The following is a 17,870-nucleotide window of genomic DNA, read 5'->3' on the forward strand; positions in this document are numbered from 1 at the left end:
AGATGAAATTATTGAAATATTGCCCAAGCTGTGGCAAAGAAACGCTTCACTGGGACGGTGAAAAGAAATGGAGCTGTCCTGAATGCGGGTTTACCCTTTACAATAACGTAGCCGGCGCAGTAGCCGTTGTTATCCGATGTGGTGACGAAATCTATCTGACCAGAAGAAACAGGGACCCTAAAAAGGGAAAACTGGATCTGGCCGGTGGTTTCGTAGATCCGAAGGAGAGTGCTGAGGAAACCTGCAAAAGAGAGCTTTTCGAAGAACTTCAGCTTGATGTGGATATTTTAAATTTAAAGTACCTGACCAGCCTTCCGAATGTCTATCAGTATAAGGAAATTGATTACAATACCATCGATCTCTTTTACGAATATACAGTTGAGGAAAAGTTTGAGGTCAGTCTTGAGCTTTCTGAAATATCAGAAGCAGTCTGGATTCCTTTGAGTACATTGGATCTTAATGACATTGCTTTTGATTCTCAGAAGAAGTTTTTTGAGGAATATGTGAATAAAAACTTATAATATTTCCCACAGATCTCACAAAAATCACAGCTATTTTTAATAATACGGTGTGGCTTGTGATATCTGTGGGATTTTTTTTGGATAAGAAGTTAAGATTAAAAGGTGGGAAGATGGAGGATGGAAGTCACGGAATTTGGGGGTTGAAAGTATATGGGTGTAACAGTTTGTCCCTGGTATAAACCACGAAACCCGCATCCCGAAACGTACTGAGCTGATAAAATTCCCGGGAAAAATCTCAAATCTCCAATTCACATCTGAAATCTGATGTCTGAAATCTGGTATCTAAAAAAACATTTTAACCCGAACTCAGTTTTTAGTAAGATTTAGATTTCAGCATCTCTTCGAAGTACTGAACCATCAGGCTTCTTTCGGCTTCGGAAAGATTGGCTTCTTTGTGATACACAATATAGCCCGGCATAGGCATCGTTTTACTTTGAACCGTCTGAATCGCCTTGCTCAGCATACTCTCTTTTAATTCCTTGCTATAAGTTCCCCAAACAGAAAAATTGAGGTGTTCTCTGCCTTCATTCACGTGGCTTTTTACAGACCAGGAAATGGGTGCGAGATAAGCATATTTAGGATATACCGTTTCATTGGAATGACAGTCGTAGCAGGCTCCTTTTATCAAATCCCTGATCTTCTCCGGGGTTTTCTTTGCCTCCACAAAATTAGCTGCTTTATCAACAGGTTGATTCACTCTGTCAATAGGAATAAACTGGATCAGCGCAAAAGCAACCAATGTCCAGAACAATACTTTTTTTACCGTTTTCATACGTCTATTTTACCGGTGTCAGTACTGCGTTTCCGGATTCTGATTTCAGTTCTTTTTTTACTTCCTTCTGTACAGTTTCTTTCGGGGTTTCTTCCGTCGGAATATCTGCAGGTTTAGGAACAGTTCCTTTAGGGTTATCCAGTGTTCTGGTGTCTTTAAGATCCCAGTCTTCCTTGGTTTCCCAAAGTGGCCTTACAATGGCTTTTTTGTAGAAGACATAAGAATCTTCCGCAGGGGTTTCCGTTTCGAAATCAGCGACGTCCCAGAATTTATTTCCGTTGTTGTCTACCAGTATCCTGACGACGTATTCATTAGGTTTCAGGATATCAAATTTCACGTTGTTCCCTTTGGTATATCTTGAATAAACGACTTTATCCGAAGCATCCAGAAGCTGAATCCAATAGCTGGCTTCCGGCGCATTCTGAATGGTAAACGCCAGACTTCCGAACTGATCTATCTTTTCTGCTTCAAAATCAAAACGTTTTGACTGTACATTTTTAGCATAATAAGATGAAACGGTTTCTTTCGGAACGGTAAGCTGATATTTTTTACCCGGTACAAAATCTGAATGAATCATGATCTGGTACGGATCTGTTTCTGAAATTTTTGCAGTAAACTCCTGAGTGGTTAAACTATCGCTCTTCAATATCCATTTTTCAGGGCTGATCTTATCAATGATATAACCGGATCTTATCTTAAAATCAGAATTCGGGGCTAAGGCTGGACCACCGTTATCATTCTCAAGATCCATTGCATTTTTCTTATTGTACTTGTAGAAGACGGATACGGTATCCTGTTTAGTGCCGGTATCGTAACTGAATTTAAGGTTCTCAGTGACGGTTTGCCCTACATCGCTTTTCACCGGATCAAACCAAATCCTTACGGTATCTGATTTCGGACGGTGAGTGAATTTTATATCTTTAAGTTTATCGTTTACAGAAGCTACTTTCACACTTTCCGGATTCCCTTCAAATGTCATGACCACTCCGCCTGGGTTTTCTTTCATCTCAACATATTTCAGAGGCTTTTTGGACGGATATACTTTTAATTTTAATCCTGAAATAGATTTCTCAACATCTACAGGGTCTTTTTGGAAACCAATTTTTTCTTTCCCCGGATCATACACGGAATTACTGTTCTCATCTTCAAAGGCGATGATCTTATATTTTCCCTTTGTCAGATAATTGAGCTCGAAATACCCATCTTCATCCACCTTTGAGATGTAATACGGTTTCTGCTTATAATTAATGGTATCCTTTACCTGATAAAGGCCTACTACAAGCTTATTTTCGCCCTGTTTCTTTTTAATCGCCGACGCATCAATGATATCACCACTGATGTATAAATCATCCAATTTATCTCCCGTAGAAAAAGCAAAATTGAAATAGCGGAGAATATTCGCTTCATTATTATCTGCAATAGAGTTTCCGAAGTTGAAATTATAGGTTGTATTCGCCTGAAGCGTATCTTCCCATTGGATCATCACGTATTTATTGGCAATATTGGAAGGAAGAATCCGCTTTATACTTTTGATAGGCGGAGAAATGATCAGGTTTTTATTGATATCCTTTAAGGTAATATATTCGTCAAAATCCAGTCTGAGCTCGTGGATGTCTCTTTTCACATTGACTCTTGTGGTATCAATATTTGAACTTAAAAACTTTGGAGCCAGAGTATCTTTCGGGCCACCAACGGGAGCCCCCACTCTTGCACATGAGTGTACAAGAAAACAGATAACGAATAATAGAAGAAGTCTTTTCATATATGTTTAACAAAATTAAACATTATTCTCCAAAAACTTCATGTCCGGCATTCAAAGTATCTTTATTGTCGTTCATTACACTGTGGAGTTTATCTTTCTGAGCAGGAAAATCCTCAAATAATCCTGACAATGAAAGGGCGGTATATACTTTATTTGAATATCTGTTTCCAATGGCTACGATGGTCACCTTGGATTTCAGAAGATGCGCAAATACAGAATTCGTCCCGTGCCACCAACCGTTGTGATAGGTAAGTTTTTCCCCATTATCAAAAATTTTCATCCTGAAACCGAGTCCGTAATTATTCATTCCTGACTTTTCGTTGCTGTACGGCGTGAAAACCATCTGCATCAAATCAGATTTTAAGAAATCTTTTGAATACATGGCTTTTGAGAAATTATAAAGGTCTCTCGGCGTGGTGTACACATTTTTATCTCCATAAATAAGATCAAGTCTGTCCAATGGATACAATCTGTTTCCGCCGTAATAAAAAGACTGTGCCGCCGTAGGAATATTTTTTTCCTGGAAAATATACGTGTGCTCCATTTTCAGAGGCTGAAATATCATTTCCTTCATCGCCTGTGGAAAAGGAGTTTTTGTAATCTTTTCGATCAGGAGAGCCAGCATCGCAAAATTAGTATTACAGTACATAAAACCGGTATCCGTATCTCTTGCAAGATCCGGTTTGTACTTGATGATCATATCCAGAACATCCTGATTGGTAATGAAAGACTTTGAAAGTTCCGCCGGAGCCGGCTGTATTTTAGGGATAAAATACTCGTATTTCGGAAGACCGCTTCTCTGATCCAGTAAGGTTTGTACGGTAACATTCGGATAAGGAAATCCAGGGAAATACTGGGTAAGGTGGTCCGTTAGTTTAATTTTTCCGGCTTCTACCAGCTTTAACATCGCCATGGCCGTCAAAGTTTTTGAAACGGAAGCCACGTGAAGCGGCGTATTTTTATCGATCGGCATCTGGTTTCCTTCTCTTCCGAAACCTCTGTAGTTTTCATACAGAATTTCGTCTCCTTTTGCTACCAGGATTCCACCACTCAGGTCTCCTCCTTCCCAGATTTTTTTATAATACTGATCAATATACCCCGTGACTATTCCTTTGTCACCAAGCTGGCTGTCAGCTTTGGTAAAAACACTATTCAGATCTACGTTTCCATAGTTCGGAAGGTTGGTTGTATTTTCTGCTGAACTCTTTTTGGAATCAGCATCTTTTTTACAAGAGATAAGGGATAAAAAAACAGTTACAATAAGTAGTAAATTACGCGTCGTCATGAGTATCAAAAAATGAGCAGCAATTTAATAAAACTCAAAATAAATCCTCACTCCGGAACGTACATTATGAATTATTTAACATAAAAGAAGAAAGAGAAAAAAGAAAAAGAGCTGAGCAGGCAAATATTAATTGCCCTTCTCAGCTCTCTTATAATCTAAGTGATTCATGTCAATATTTAAAACCTTGACATGGATAATTTCAAAATTGCTCTTGGTTTAGCAGTATGATGCTACTATTTTATCTACAATCACCTGTGCCAGCTTCTCCTTGCTTTGATGCGTCCAGCCGGCAATGTGCGGGGTTACAATTGTTTTTTCAGATTCCAGAAGGTACTTGAGATCTTCGTTTTCTGTTTCCAGGTTTTCGAAGGATGCTTTCTCATATTCGAGAACATCCAGACAGGCACCTTTTACTTTCCCTGACTTTAAAGCATCAACTAAATATTTAGTTTCTATATTTTTCCCTCTTGCCGTATTGACAAAATAGAAGTCTTTTTTCATTACTGAAATAAACTTTTCATCAACAAGATAGTGGGTTTCAGAAGTAAGCGGAATATGCAGACTTACAATATCTGCAGACTGCTGTAGTTCTTCCAGACTGACCTGAGAAGCATACTCATCAGCAAGACCAGGAAGGATATCATGGAAAACGACTTTACAACCGAATCCTGAGAATCTTTTTGCAGTAGCTTTTCCCATATTTCCGTACCCGATAAGTCCAACCGTTTTTCCAAGCAACTCGTCACCTCTGTTCTCTTCACGTTTCCAGATTCCGTTTTTCACTTCATTGGAAGCGATGAAAAGACGATTCATGAGAATCAGCAACATTCCCACAACATGTTCCGCTACAGAATCTCTGTTGCCTTCAGGAGAATTGATTAACTGTATTCCCAATTGTTCCGCAACAGGAATATCAATATTTTCCATTCCCGCTCCTACTCTGGCAATGAATTTCAGGTTTTTCCCTTTTTCAAGAAAGTTTTTATCCAAAGGGATTCTGCTCCTGATGATGATTCCGTCATAATTTTCAATTTTATGGCAAACCTCATCGTAGGAAGACGTAAAATCCTCTTCCAGCACAAAGTTTTTAGCCAGAAGCTGCTCTGTAATGAGAGGATGGTTTTTATCTAAAAGGAGAATTTTCATTTTTTAAACACGAATGATTATAATAAAAACGTTATTTTATTTCTTATCCTTCTTTGAATCCTTTGTTTCTTCCGGCTCCTGGAACAATTTCTTAAGTTCAATAGAGTCAAGAGGTTTCATTCTTCCGGAAAGAATAAGGGAAAGTTCTTTTCTTCTGATAGCCGCAGCATGTCTCAGTTTTTCTTCTTCTGTTTCCGGGATCATATCCGGGATTGGAATAGGACGGTTGAATTCATCTACCGCAACGAAAGTATAAATTCCTTCATTGGTATGAATTTTCTTCTGATTGATCGGGTCATCCAACCATACATCTACATACACTTCCATTGAAGTTGAAAAAGCTCTGGATACTTTAGATTCCAGGACTACTACTCCACCTTCAGGAATAGGATGATTGAAAGAAACGTGATTTACTGATGCCGTTACTACTCTTCTTTCACAATGTCTGGCTGCAGAAATGGAAGCACAACGGTCCATTTTTGCCAGAAGCTCACCTCCGAAAAGGTTTCTTAAAGAGTTGGTTTCGTTCGGAAGAACAATATTGGTCATGATGGTCAGGGATTCTGACGCTTTTTTTACTTTTGCCATTGAGTCTTAGTGTTGTTTTGAACGGCCGGAACTGGTTTTACAACTTTCCCGGCAGGTTTTGATAATGAATCTTTTTTCAGGGAATCCGAAACTGCTGTTTTAGGAGCAACGATAGCTTTTACAGTATCTTTTGCAATTCTGTGCGTAGAAGTCTGTACAGAAACCTTGTCAAAAGATTTTTTTCCGAAAAGAAGTTCCTGTTGGGTAAAGGCTAAATATATTATTCCCAGAACAGGAATCACAAGAAGGAAAATCCAGAGAATCGTCTTTTTGAATTGATAATCTTTTTCCCTGTTGACTGCGGTGTTTATTTTTTCACCGTTATTGATATCCGAAATCCTGATTTCTTCGAGTCCGTAAAAATCCGGATGTCCCGATTCTATTCTTTTCCCTTTGAAATGGGTATGATTTTCTTCAATATTGATGAATCCAAGGTTTTGAATGTCCAGAACCTGATCTGCCTGAAGTTTTTTCTTCCAAAAATCGGTCTGGATCTTCAGATCACTTTTGGATGCTTCCAGAGACATCTGCTTCTGCGCCGCAATGAAAGCTGCCAGTTCATCAGACTGTATCTCATAATCCACCGCAAAAACAATCTCGCTGGCGGGCGGAAGGATGCTTCCGTTCTCAGAATTAATAATTGCCTTGGAGTTTTTAAGCGAAAACACACCGAAGCCCGGAACCGTCACAGTTCCAAATTGTTTCAGATATTCTAAAATGTAAGCTGAAATATTCATTTGGCAGCAAATTTATAATTTTTTCGTGACTTTTTGAAGAGATTTAACGGATATAAAAAAAGACTGCCGAAACAGTCTTTTGATAAATATGTATAAAATTGAAAGTATTAAAACCTGTTTGGTAAATTATTTTACAGATTATTGAATTTTCCAGCTAATCCCAAACATAAAATTAGTTCCTGCCTGTGAAAAATAATATGGATCGCCACTGTAAACGGCACCATTGTTTACATATTTTTTGTTGAAAAGATTATTCACCAATAATTTTAAAGCGATATCATTATGGGCGATGGTAAAATGATACTGGGCATTAAAATCAGTTAAGAAATAATCTTTCAACTGCAGGTTTTTATCCCCTGTATTATCCAGATACTGCTTTCCAACGTATTGATTCATTAAAGCAAACTGGAAGTTTTTGTTAGGATTGAATTTCAAACCCAGATTGGCGATAACATTCGGGGAGAATGATATTTCGGTATCGCCCAGATTCTGAAGAACTCCTTTATTCTTTATATTAAAATCAAGATTTTCATTCTGGCTAAGGCTGACATTCCCGGTTACTTCCCATTGCTTAGAAAGTTTAGCCAATGCTCCGATCTCAATCCCTCTTCTGTAGCTTTTCCCTGAGTTTGTTCTGATAAATGCTCCTACATTGTTCAATTGGCCGTTCAATACCAATTGATTCAGGTAGTACATATAATATAGATTGGCCGTTACCGATACAATTCCAAACTGCTTTTCAATCCCTGCTTCGAAATCGTGTAGTTTTTCAGCTTTCACGTTGTTGTCACTCATCAGGTCATCTCTGTTGGGCTCACGCTGCGCATGGGCATAGGAAAGAAAGACTTTTCCGTTTCCTATTTTATAATTCACACCAGCTTTTGGATTAAAGAAAAGCCAGTTTTTATCAAGGTTTCCTCCTTCCCCATCTCCTGCTGCCAGAATCTTTGTATCGTAATCAATATTTCTAAGCTGAAGATCTCCAAAGAATTCAAAGTGCTCTCCCGTTCTCCACAACGCTTTTGCAAAACCTGCGAATTCAGTTTTCACAGAACGGTTTCTGTAATATTCATACTCATTGATTTGCGGAAAATAAACTCCGGTCACATTTCCAAAGTGTCTTCCGTAATACTGATTAGCCACCACACCGAAATTAAGATCTACATTCTCCAATTTTCCATACAATGTGGAAACCGCACCGTAAAAATCATTATCCAGCCATTTTTTTCTGATAAAATCAGTTATTTCTACCGGAGCGCCATTCACTATAGGCACCAAGAGGTTATAATTGGAATAATGTGTGGCTTCTACATCCGTTTCATCCACTCTTTTGTAGTTTTCGTAATATCCTCTTCCTTTTGTATAATGAAGTGTGGTTTCTAAACTCCAGTTATCATTAAATTTCTGCTCCCATAAAAGCTGATAATGATTCTGTCTATAATTGTCCGTCTCATTATCATAAAACTTCTCTTCTCCGGTAACCAGATCTGTATATTGTCCTGAATAATTGAACTTTGGATTCGTTTCCCAAGTCGGTCGGTCTATCCCGTTCCAGGCCTGATATGTTTTTTCTTTTCCTCCGAAAGCCATCAGACGAAGCCTTGTTTTTCCTTCTTCAAACAATGCCGTGAAGTTGTAAGAATCCAGATTGGAGGAAGCTCTGTCAATATATCCATCAGAATGAATTTTTGTATATCTACCCATCACCGAAAGTCTGTTTTTCCAGAATTTTCCGGAACCTGCCTCCGCTGAATATTTGTAGGTATTGAATGAGCCATAACTGTCATCCGTCTTGAAATACATTTTCTCATCCGGTTCTTTAGAGATCACATTAATGCTCGCTCCAAACGCAGAAACTCCATTATTGGAAGTTCCCACCCCTCTCTGAATCACGATTTGTGAGGCTGAACTTGTAAGGTCCGGAACATTCACAAAGAAAGTTCCCTGACTTTCAGAATCATTGTACGGAACTCCGTTCATCATCACATTAATCCCTCTTCCGGCTACCCCACGGATCCTAAATCCAGTATAACCCACCCCGTTTCCGGCGTCAGAAGTAGAGATAATGGAAGTTTGATTTTTCAGGAGGATCGGAAGATCCTGGCCCAGATTTCTGCTGTCTACATCTTTCTGTACGTTGATGATTTCCTTAGCAACGGGCAGTCTTTTTGTAAAACTGACCGCTTCAATTTCCCTGATCTTCAGAGAATCCTTATTTTGAGCCTGGATAAAGGCTGCAGAGCCTACGGTAAGCCCTAAAAAAAATAATCCCTTCATTCTATAAATCTTTAAAATTTAATGAATAAAAGGGGCGGATTATAATGAGTCATCAGTAATCGGTAATAAGTAATATGTTGACAATTACTCATTGCTCATTACCTATTGCTCATTTTTAACTTCCCTAAACAGCATTATCCGTTCCAGGTTCATTGGGTATAATCTCAGCCTGTTAAAGCACCCCTTTATTTCAGCCGCGAAATTACAAAAAAAATACGGGTTTTCGGGATACGGGGTTCGGGGTTTTGAGATGCGAGGTTCGGGATTCCGGGTTATAGAGATTAGTTGAACGATACAAATCTGTTTAATTTGCCTGATCTGCGCGAGATTTTTAAACGTTGAAGATTCATTCTCTCCACATTTCAAAAAGCCAGAAGCCAATCGCTAACTGCCTACCACCATTAATACGTTTTATTTCTCACATCAATATAATAATAATTCGTCCCGTCTTTTGTGACTTCAAACATTCTCCCTAGTTTCCAGCTGAAGTTTCTTTTGATATTGGAATATTCGAAAGGAATAATCACTTTATTATTAACATCAATCACTCCGAATCTGTCGTTATGGGAAGCTACGATCATCGGGTTTGAGGTGTCGTCACCTTCCATGATAAATAAATACTGATACTGAGGATAGATCTGATATTGTCTGTAATCCGCTGCGTTCACGAATTTAGCTTTTTCAATGATTCCATAAAAACCATTCAGAACATAGGCTTGATAAACCTGCTGTTTATAGTCTCCAAATTTACATTTACCCAGATCAGCATCTTTGAACTGATACACTCTTTTTCCTGTTTTGTCTACGCGGTAAGAGATCATATCTTTTTCTACTGTTGCATAGTCATCGCTTCCAAATTTTCTTGCTTTGAGGTTCGGAGAGTTCAGCAAATTACAGTCTTCATAAAAAAAGACCGCGATATGATATTCAGGCTTGATGATGAATTTACCATTTTGATTGACGTATCCGAATTTACCATTCTCCTTTTTCGGGATCAGGACAGGAAGATCCTGATGAATCGTTACAAGATCCGGGTTCGGCTTAGTAACCGAAAGCGCCTTTTTTACTGCGGATTTCGTTGCATTTTTAACCGGTAGCTTTTTCACAGATTTCATCTGAGAAAAAATGAAAATCGAAATAAATACGCATAAAAAATTCAGGATATTTTTCATATTCACCATTTGCGTGCAAAACTACGGCCAAAAATAGAAATTATCAAAATCATATTTATAAAGAATCTAAATAATTTAGAGTATAAAAAATATTAAAAATCCGTAAATTTGGGAACACTTTTTAAGTGTTTGATAATTTAAAAACGTTTTGGAGATATAATTTTTGGCAGTCACGCTGTCAAAAAGGTGTATAAATCTTACCCAAAGAGAGTTTTTTCAACAAGACAAACCGCAGGTAAACTACGTACACTTCTATTAGAGATCATCTATATTTCACTTCAAAACTGAACATTATCTCACATTTTTTAAGGAGGTAGATGATGTTGTTTATTACTATAGTCGTTTTGCCGCGGCAACTTTAAATGTTTTATTGTAATTTATAACCCTGTTAAGAATAGCAGTATTGACTCTACTTTTAAAATTTTAAAAGACTTCTATTATTATGAATATGTATCAGGATTACATCCAAGAGATTGAGGAAAGAAAAAACCAGGGGCTTCATCCAAAGCCAATTGACGGTGCCGGATTATTAAGCGAAATCATCGCACAAATTAAAGACTCAGGCAACGAATACCGATCGGATTCTCTTCAATTTTTCATTTACAACACCTTACCGGGAACGACCAGTGCAGCGGGTGTGAAAGCTCAATTTTTAAAGGAGATCATTCTCGGTGAATCCGTAGTAGAAGAAATAACCCCGGCGTATGCTTTTGAGTTATTATCTCATATGAAAGGAGGTCCTTCCATTGAGGTATTACTGGATTTAGCTTTAGGTAATGATATTTCTATTGCTAAACAGGCTGCCAGCGTTCTTAAGACACAGGTTTTCCTTTATGAAGCGGATACAACCCGTCTGAAGGAAGCATTCAATAGCGGTAATGAAATCGCACAGGAAATCGTTGAAAGCTATGCAAAGGCTGAGTTCTTTACTAAACTTCCGGAAGCTGCTGAAGAAATTAAAGTCGTTACATTTATCGCTGGTGAAGGTGATATTTCAACTGATTTGCTTTCTCCGGGTAATCAGGCTCACTCAAGATCAGACCGTGAACTTCACGGAAAATGCATGATCACTCCTCAGGCACAGGAAGAAATCAAAGCTTTACAGGCACAACATCCTGACAAAAGCGTCATGCTTATTGCTGAGAAAGGTACGATGGGTGTAGGTTCATCCAGAATGTCAGGGGTAAACAACGTGGCTTTATGGACTGGAAAACAAGCAAGCCCATACATTCCATTCGTGAATATTGCTCCAATTGTTGGAGGAACAAACGGTATTTCTCCGATTTTCCTTACTACAGTGGATGTTACCGGTGGTATTGGTCTTGACCTTAAAAACTGGGTAAAAAAACTGGATGAGAACGGACAGCCAATCCGTAACGAAGCAGGAGAGCCGATTCTTGAAGAAGCATATTCTGTGGCTACAGGAACTGTTCTTACCATCAATACAAAAACAAAAAAACTTTATAACGGCGATCAGGAGCTGATTGACATTGCTAAGGCATTCACGCCTCAGAAAATGGAATTCATCAAAGCCGGTGGATCTTACGCTATTGTATTCGGTAAAAAGCTTCAGACTTTTGCTGCAAAACTTTTAGGAATAGATACTCCTCTTGTTTTCGCCCCATCTAAAGAGATTTCTCACGAAGGACAAGGTCTTACAGCCGTTGAAAAAATCTTCAACAGAAATGCTGTGGGTTCTACACCAGGAAAAGTATTACACGCAGGTTCTGACGTTCGTGTAGAAGTTAATATCGTTGGATCTCAGGATACAACAGGTCTTATGACTTCTCAGGAACTGGAATCAATGGCAGCAACGGTGATTTCTCCGATTGTTGACGGTGCTTACCAATCCGGATGTCACACCGCTTCAGTATGGGATAAAAAAGCTCAGGCTAATATTCCGAAACTAATGAAATTTATGAACGATTTCGGTTTGATCACAGCCCGTGACCCGAAAGGTGAATACCACGCCATGACTGATGTAATTCACAAAGTTCTTAACGATATTACCATAGACGAGTGGGCGATCATCATTGGTGGTGACTCTCACACGAGAATGTCTAAAGGAGTTGCTTTCGGAGCAGACTCAGGAACTGTAGCACTAGCATTGGCTACGGGTGAAGCATCTATGCCAATCCCTGAATCGGTGAAGGTAACATTCAAAGGAAACATGAAAGAACACATGGATTTCCGTGATGTGGTTCATGCGACTCAAGCTCAGATGCTTAAGCAGTTTGGAGGAGAAAACGTATTCCAGGGTAGAATCATTGAGGTTCACATCGGAACACTTCCTGCTGACCAGGCATTTACTTTTACAGACTGGACTGCAGAAATGAAGGCAAAAGCTTCTATCAACATTTCTGAAGACGAAACCCTGATTGAATCACTGGAAATTGCAAAAGGCAGAATCCAGATTATGATCGATAAGGGTATGGATAATCACAACCAGGTTCTTCAGGGATTGATCAATAAAGCAGATAAGAGAATTGCAGAGATCAGATCAGGTGAGAAACCTGCTTTAACTCCGGATTCTAATGCTAAATATTACGCTGAAGTTGTTGTGGATCTTGATATCATCGTGGAACCAATGATTGCTGACCCGGATGTAAACAATGATGATGTTTCCAAGAGATATACTCACGATACAATCAGAACTCTTTCTTACTACGGTGGAGAGAAAAAAGTAGATCTTGGGTTTGTAGGATCTTGTATGGTTCACAAAGGAGATTTGAAGATTGTTTCTCAAATGCTTAGAAACATCGAAAAGCAGCAAGGGAAGGTAGAATTCAATGCGCCTCTTGTAGTAGCAGCTCCAACGTATAACATCATCGATGAATTAAAAGCAGAAGGAGACTGGGAATTTTTAGAAAAATACTCAGGTTTCGAATTTGATGATAATGCTCCAAAAGGCGAAGCACGTGTTGAATACAAAAACATGATGTATCTAGAGCGTCCTGGCTGTAACCTTTGTATGGGTAACCAGGAGAAAGCGGCTAAAGGAGATACAGTACTAGCAACTTCTACCCGTCTTTTCCAGGGAAGAGTGGTTGAAGATTCTGAACGTAAAAAAGGAGAATCTTTACTGGCTTCAACTCCGGTTGTTGTTCTTTCAGCGATCATCGGAAGAATTCCTAATATCGACGAATACAAAGCAGCTGTTGAAGGTATTGACCTGACTAAGTTTGCTCCACCAATCAAGGAGTTGGTTCAGGTTGGACATTAATAGAATGTAACGAAGTCTCAGGACTTTTTAAAAATAATATAATTGAAAGATTTTAGTCCTGAGGGATTTAAAATCTTTCAATTTTTGTTTAGAACCTTTCCATTTAAGACCGGTTAAGAATTATTTTACATGAAATTGAGACATGAAATTCCATTTTTTCTTAACTTGATAGAAATAAAACATCCCGATTATTGATTAGAAATATCCTTTTTATAAGCCTAAGGAACAGAATTTGATGAATTGTAGTAACGAAAGAATTTTTTCCGTTTTAAGCATTCAGTTAATGACGGAAAAGAGTATTTAAAAAGAAGAAAAATTAAATTAAGATATGACTTTTGATATTGATATGATCAAAAAAGTGTACGAGCGTTACCCTGAGAGAATTGCTGCGGCAAGACAAATCGTGGGAAAACCTCTTACCCTTTCAGAAAAAATCCTTTACACCCATCTTTGGGAAGGAAATGCCACATCAGCGCATGAAAGAGGAAACTCTTATGTAGATTTCGCACCGGACAGAGTAGCCATGCAGGATGCCACTGCACAGATGGCACTTTTACAGTTTATGCAGGCTGGAAAGACCAAAGTAGCGGTACCTTCAACAGCTCACGCCGATCACCTGATCCAGGCAAGAGTAGGTGCAGAAGCAGATTTACAGGAAGGTATCAACAAAAACTCGGAGGTTTTCAACTTTCTGAGTTCTGTTTGTGATAAATATGGAATTGGTTTCTGGAAGCCCGGAGCCGGTATCATTCACCAGGTGGTACTTGAAAATTATGCATTCCCGGGTGGAATGATGATCGGTACCGACTCTCACACGGTAAATGCAGGAGGTCTAGGAATGGTAGCTATCGGTGTAGGGGGTGCAGATGCAGTAGACGTAATGGCCGGAATGGCATGGGAACTTAAAATGCCAAAACTTATCGGAATAAAATTAACCGGTAAAATGAGCGGATGGACATCGGCAAAAGACGTTATCCTGAAAGTAGCAGGTATCCTTACCGTAAAAGGTGGAACGGGATGCATCGTAGAATATTTCGGAGAAGGAGCAGAATCTCTTTCAGCAACAGGTAAAGGAACCATCTGTAACATGGGTGCTGAAATTGGAGCGACAACTTCTACTTTCGGATATGATGATTCCATGAGAAGATATCTGGCAGCAACAGGAAGACAGGATGTAGTAGATGCTGCTGACAAAATAGCAGAACACTTAACGGGTGATGCTGAAGTATATGCCAACCCTGAGCAATATTTTGATCAGGTTATCGAAATCAACCTTTCTGAGCTTACACCACACTTAAACGGACCTTTCACTCCGGACTTAGCTACACCAGTCGCTGAATTCAGAGCTAAAGCTGAAGCGAACGGATGGCCAATAGAAGTAGAATGGGCATTGATCGGTTCTTGTACCAACTCTTCGTATGAAGATTTATCAAGAGCGGCTTCTATCGTAGAAGATGCAGTAGCAAAAGGGGTTAAACCTAAAGCGATCCTTGGAATCAACCCGGGTTCTGAGCAGGTAAAATTCACTGCAGAAAGAGACGGTTTCTTAGATTCTTTCAGAAAATTTGAGAATACGAGAATCTTTACCAACGCTTGTGGACCTTGTATCGGACAGTGGGACAGAGAAGGCGCTGATAAAGGGGAGAAAAACTCTATCATCCACTCTTTCAACAGAAACTTTGCAAAAAGAGCTGACGGTAACCCGAATACCCATGCTTTCGTAGCTTCTCCGGAAATGGTAGCTGCGGTAGCCATTTCAGGAAGATTAGACTTTAACCCGATTACAGATACATTAACCGCTGAAAACGGTGAGCAGGTAAAACTGAATGAGCCTAAAGGTTCTGAATTGCCACCAAGAGGATTCGCGGTAGATGATAACGGATACCAGGCGCCATCTGAAGACGGTTCTTCAGTGGTTGTGAATGTAAGTCCTACTTCAGACAGACTTCAGCTATTGGAAGAATTCCCGGCTTGGGACGGTAAAAACATCGAAGGAGCTAAGGTATTGATCAAAGCTTTCGGAAAATGTACGACTGACCATATTTCTATGGCGGGACCATGGTTGAAATACAGAGGTCACCTTGACAATATTTCAAACAATATGTTGATTGGAGCAGTCAATGCTTACAACATGGAAACGAACCACGTTAAAAATGAAATAACGGGTGAATTTGGTGAAGTTCCGGCTGTACAGAGAGCTTACAAAGCTGCTGGTATTCCTACGATTGTTGTGGGAGACCAGAACTACGGTGAGGGTTCTTCAAGAGAGCACGCCGCTATGGAACCAAGACACCTTGGCGTAAAAGCTGTATTGGTAAAATCATTCGCAAGAATCCATGAAACCAACCTTAAAAAACAAGGGATGCTGGGAATCACTTTCGCTAATGAGACTGATTATGACAAAATCCAGGAAGATGACACGGTTAACTTCTTAGATCTTGACCAGTTTGCTCCAGGAAAACAGCTGACTTTGGAATTCGTTCATGCTGACGGAACTAAAGACATTATTATGGCGAACCATACGTATAATGATCAGCAGATTGATTGGTTTAAGGCAGGTTCTGCGCTTAACCTGATTAAGAGACAAGAAAATTAATTGTTAGATTTAATTAATCATAGAAAAGCGGCTTCCCTTGGAAGCCGCTTTTCATTTGATCTTACTCAGAAGATGGCTGCGGTAGCTTTCTCCGATCGGGATTTCCTGTTCTGAGACTAAAACAATTTTCTTGATCCCAATATTTTTGGTTTGATCCAGATTCACGATGAATGATTTATGAACGCGGACAAATCTGTCAGAAAGCTGGGTTTCCAGAGATTTAAGGGTATCCAGAACAATATATTCGTCATTTGACGTTTTGATGTTTACATAATCCTTGATGCTTTCAATGTAAAGAATATCACTAAAATTGATACGGTGCTGCTGGCCGGAAGATTTCACGAAAAAATAAGATTCTTCATTGTTTTCAGAAAAGGAAAAACGGTCCTGCGCTTTCACTGCACTTTTATAGAAACGGTCAAAAGAAACCGGCTTCAGAAGATAGTCGATAATATTGTGCTCATACCCTTCCAGCGCGTACTCGGAATAGGCTGTCGTCAAAATGTATTTTTTCTTTTCCCCGACAATTTTCATGAAATTAATCCCTGAAAGTTCAGGCATCTGAATATCCAGAAAGATCAGATCCGCCTCATTGTTTTGTATATATTCCAATGCCAGAATAGGATTTTCCGCAGAGAAAACCAGTTCTAAAAAAGGAATTTTTCTTACGTAGTTTTCCAGCAGCGATATCGCCAGTGGCTCGTCATCTACAATGATGCATTTAATCGTTTTCATAAGGGAAAATAATTCTTAAATCTACAATAAATTCAGATTCCAGGTCTTTTATATAGAGCTCATGTTTCTTCGGATACAGAATTTCCAGCCTCTTTTTTACGTTTTCAATTCCAATGCCGGACGCTGTATCTTTCATCCTTTGATTTTTATAATTATGGAGGTAAAAATGAAGAACTTTATTGTCATCCGACACTTTTAATACAAATCCTTTTTCCCTGAAATCTCCGTGTTTAAAAGCATTTTCCACAAACGGAACCAACAGCATGGGTGAAATATTGATTTTAGGATGATTGATATTCTTTTCAATAACCAGAAGCTCTGGATTTTTGATTCTGAGTTTTTCCAGACCGATCAAGCTTTCAATATAACCTATTTCCTTATCCAGACTAATGACATCTTTTTCAAGATCTTTGGTGCTGTACCTCAGCAGTTCGCTCAGTTTTTCAATGGCAGGAAGTGCTTTATCCGAATTCTGATACACCAGGGAATAGATGTTATTCAAAGAATTAAAAATAAAATGAGGATTGATCTGGGTTTTCAGGGCTTGAAGCTGGGCATGTTTTCTTTCTTCAATAAGTCTGGTACGCTCTGCTTCAACTTTAAAATAATACTTAAAGAACCACAAGTTTGTACTCACAAAAACCGTTAAGCTAGAATAATAAATGTTGTCATAAAAATAGTACAGAAAAGTCGTTCCCTCTGCGTAATTTCTCAAGCCTGTCAGCGCCGGAAGCAACAGTTCTTCCGTTGAATATCTGAAAAGCACGAAAATAAATACACCCACAAAAAAACCGATGATCATCATGTAGAACTTCTTGGGATTGAAAAACCTTGGTGCCACGAAAAAATAATTGGCGTAAAAACCAAGGAAATTGGCAATGAAGATGGTGACATCCAAAACATCAAGACCAGATTTACTGTATACTGCCCTGGAAAGGAGGCCATTAAAAATCATCAGTAGCCAATAAAAAACGTGCAGGAGGAGAACTTGTTTTTGCTTCATGTCCAAATTTAAGCTTCATAAGTTTTAAATTCCTATACATTTCCGACGAAACC

Annotated in this window: 13 protein-coding genes; 3 read left to right on the forward strand and 10 right to left on the reverse strand. The window is 39.0% G+C overall.

The features are described from left to right. Positions 1 to 2 precede the first annotated feature (2 nt). Positions 3 to 521 carry an NUDIX hydrolase gene (locus N0B48_RS21175; protein WP_259841324.1) on the forward strand — a complete coding sequence of 173 codons (519 nt, stop codon included), beginning with the start codon at positions 3 to 5 and terminating at the stop codon, positions 519 to 521. A gap of 313 nt (positions 522 to 834) precedes the next feature. On the opposite strand, the gene N0B48_RS21180 is transcribed toward N0B48_RS21175, so the two are convergent. The 8 genes from N0B48_RS21180 to N0B48_RS21215 form a co-directional block, all read right to left on the reverse strand. Continuing rightward, positions 835 to 1,293 carry a heme-binding domain-containing protein gene (locus tag N0B48_RS21180; RefSeq protein ID WP_259841325.1) on the reverse strand — a complete coding sequence of 153 codons (459 nt, stop codon included), beginning with the start codon at positions 1,291 to 1,293 and terminating at the stop codon, positions 835 to 837. Between the two features lie 4 nt (positions 1,294 to 1,297). Next, a complete protein-coding gene (locus N0B48_RS21185; protein ID WP_259841327.1) occupies positions 1,298 to 3,055 on the reverse strand; it encodes an Ig-like domain-containing domain in 1,758 nt (585 codons plus the stop codon). A gap of 22 nt (positions 3,056 to 3,077) precedes the next feature. Beyond that, positions 3,078 to 4,340 (reverse strand): serine hydrolase domain-containing protein, encoded by a 1,263-nt coding sequence (locus N0B48_RS21190; RefSeq protein ID WP_259841329.1) that lies wholly within the window; start codon positions 4,338 to 4,340, stop codon positions 3,078 to 3,080. A 216-nt stretch (positions 4,341 to 4,556) separates the two neighbouring features. Beyond that, entirely contained in the window at positions 4,557 to 5,486 is a 930-nt protein-coding gene (locus N0B48_RS21195) for a 2-hydroxyacid dehydrogenase (RefSeq protein ID WP_259841331.1), read from the reverse strand. Positions 5,487 to 5,522: 36 nt separating this feature from the next. Then, positions 5,523 to 6,074 carry an acyl-CoA thioesterase gene (locus N0B48_RS21200; RefSeq protein ID WP_259841332.1) on the reverse strand — a complete coding sequence of 184 codons (552 nt, stop codon included), beginning with the start codon at positions 6,072 to 6,074 and terminating at the stop codon, positions 5,523 to 5,525. Next, positions 6,062 to 6,811 carry an HU domain-containing protein gene (locus N0B48_RS21205; protein ID WP_259841334.1) on the reverse strand — a complete coding sequence of 250 codons (750 nt, stop codon included), beginning with the start codon at positions 6,809 to 6,811 and terminating at the stop codon, positions 6,062 to 6,064. The genes N0B48_RS21200 and N0B48_RS21205 overlap by 13 nt, the downstream gene beginning before the upstream one ends. A 138-nt stretch (positions 6,812 to 6,949) precedes the next feature. Next, positions 6,950 to 9,088, reverse strand: coding sequence for a TonB-dependent receptor (locus N0B48_RS21210; RefSeq protein WP_259841336.1), 2,139 nt, complete (start codon positions 9,086 to 9,088; stop codon positions 6,950 to 6,952). Positions 9,089 to 9,489: 401 nt separating this feature from the next. Next, positions 9,490 to 10,203 carry a WG repeat-containing protein gene (locus tag N0B48_RS21215; protein WP_259841338.1) on the reverse strand — a complete coding sequence of 238 codons (714 nt, stop codon included), beginning with the start codon at positions 10,201 to 10,203 and terminating at the stop codon, positions 9,490 to 9,492. A 499-nt stretch (positions 10,204 to 10,702) separates the two neighbouring features. Between N0B48_RS21215 and N0B48_RS21220 the strand changes: the two genes are divergently transcribed. Both N0B48_RS21220 and N0B48_RS21225 read left to right on the forward strand, forming a co-directional pair. Next, positions 10,703 to 13,483 (forward strand): bifunctional aconitate hydratase 2/2-methylisocitrate dehydratase, encoded by a 2,781-nt coding sequence (locus N0B48_RS21220; RefSeq protein ID WP_259841340.1) that lies wholly within the window; start codon positions 10,703 to 10,705, stop codon positions 13,481 to 13,483. 328 nt (positions 13,484 to 13,811) lie between these two features. Beyond that, on the forward strand, positions 13,812 to 16,079 hold the full coding sequence (locus N0B48_RS21225) for an aconitate hydratase (RefSeq protein ID WP_259841343.1): 2,268 nt from the start codon (positions 13,812 to 13,814) through the stop codon (positions 16,077 to 16,079). Between the two features lie 51 nt (positions 16,080 to 16,130). On the opposite strand, the gene N0B48_RS21230 is transcribed toward N0B48_RS21225, so the two are convergent. Together N0B48_RS21230 and N0B48_RS21235 are read right to left on the reverse strand one after the other, a co-directional pair. After that, positions 16,131 to 16,814, reverse strand: coding sequence for a LytR/AlgR family response regulator transcription factor (locus N0B48_RS21230; protein ID WP_259841345.1), 684 nt, complete (start codon positions 16,812 to 16,814; stop codon positions 16,131 to 16,133). Beyond that, positions 16,801 to 17,817 (reverse strand): sensor histidine kinase, encoded by a 1,017-nt coding sequence (locus N0B48_RS21235; RefSeq protein WP_259841346.1) that lies wholly within the window; start codon positions 17,815 to 17,817, stop codon positions 16,801 to 16,803. The genes N0B48_RS21230 and N0B48_RS21235 overlap by 14 nt, the downstream gene beginning before the upstream one ends. Between the last annotated feature and the right edge of the window lie 53 nt (positions 17,818 to 17,870).

The sequence above is a fragment of the Chryseobacterium herbae genome (assembly GCF_025154075.1).
In the GTDB taxonomy this organism is placed as follows: domain Bacteria; phylum Bacteroidota; class Bacteroidia; order Flavobacteriales; family Weeksellaceae; genus Chryseobacterium; species Chryseobacterium herbae.

Coding starts and splice junctions, on each gene's coding strand:
- N0B48_RS21210 (WP_259841336.1), bottom strand. CDS start 9,088: ATGAAGGGATTATTTTTTTTAGGGCTTACCGTAGGCTCTGCAGCCTTT.
- N0B48_RS21225 (WP_259841343.1), top strand. CDS start 13,812: ATGACTTTTGATATTGATATGATCAAAAAAGTGTACGAGCGTTACCCT.
- N0B48_RS21195 (WP_259841331.1), bottom strand. CDS start 5,486: ATGAAAATTCTCCTTTTAGATAAAAACCATCCTCTCATTACAGAGCAG.
- N0B48_RS21200 (WP_259841332.1), bottom strand. CDS start 6,074: ATGGCAAAAGTAAAAAAAGCGTCAGAATCCCTGACCATCATGACCAAT.
- N0B48_RS21230 (WP_259841345.1), bottom strand. CDS start 16,814: ATGAAAACGATTAAATGCATCATTGTAGATGACGAGCCACTGGCGATA.
- N0B48_RS21215 (WP_259841338.1), bottom strand. CDS start 10,203: ATGAAATCTGTGAAAAAGCTACCGGTTAAAAATGCAACGAAATCCGCA.
- N0B48_RS21235 (WP_259841346.1), bottom strand. CDS start 17,817: ATGAAGCAAAAACAAGTTCTCCTCCTGCACGTTTTTTATTGGCTACTG.
- N0B48_RS21175 (WP_259841324.1), top strand. CDS start 3: ATGAAATTATTGAAATATTGCCCAAGCTGTGGCAAAGAAACGCTTCAC.
- N0B48_RS21180 (WP_259841325.1), bottom strand. CDS start 1,293: ATGAAAACGGTAAAAAAAGTATTGTTCTGGACATTGGTTGCTTTTGCG.
- N0B48_RS21185 (WP_259841327.1), bottom strand. CDS start 3,055: ATGAAAAGACTTCTTCTATTATTCGTTATCTGTTTTCTTGTACACTCA.
- N0B48_RS21190 (WP_259841329.1), bottom strand. CDS start 4,340: ATGACGACGCGTAATTTACTACTTATTGTAACTGTTTTTTTATCCCTT.
- N0B48_RS21205 (WP_259841334.1), bottom strand. CDS start 6,811: ATGAATATTTCAGCTTACATTTTAGAATATCTGAAACAATTTGGAACT.
- N0B48_RS21220 (WP_259841340.1), top strand. CDS start 10,703: ATGAATATGTATCAGGATTACATCCAAGAGATTGAGGAAAGAAAAAAC.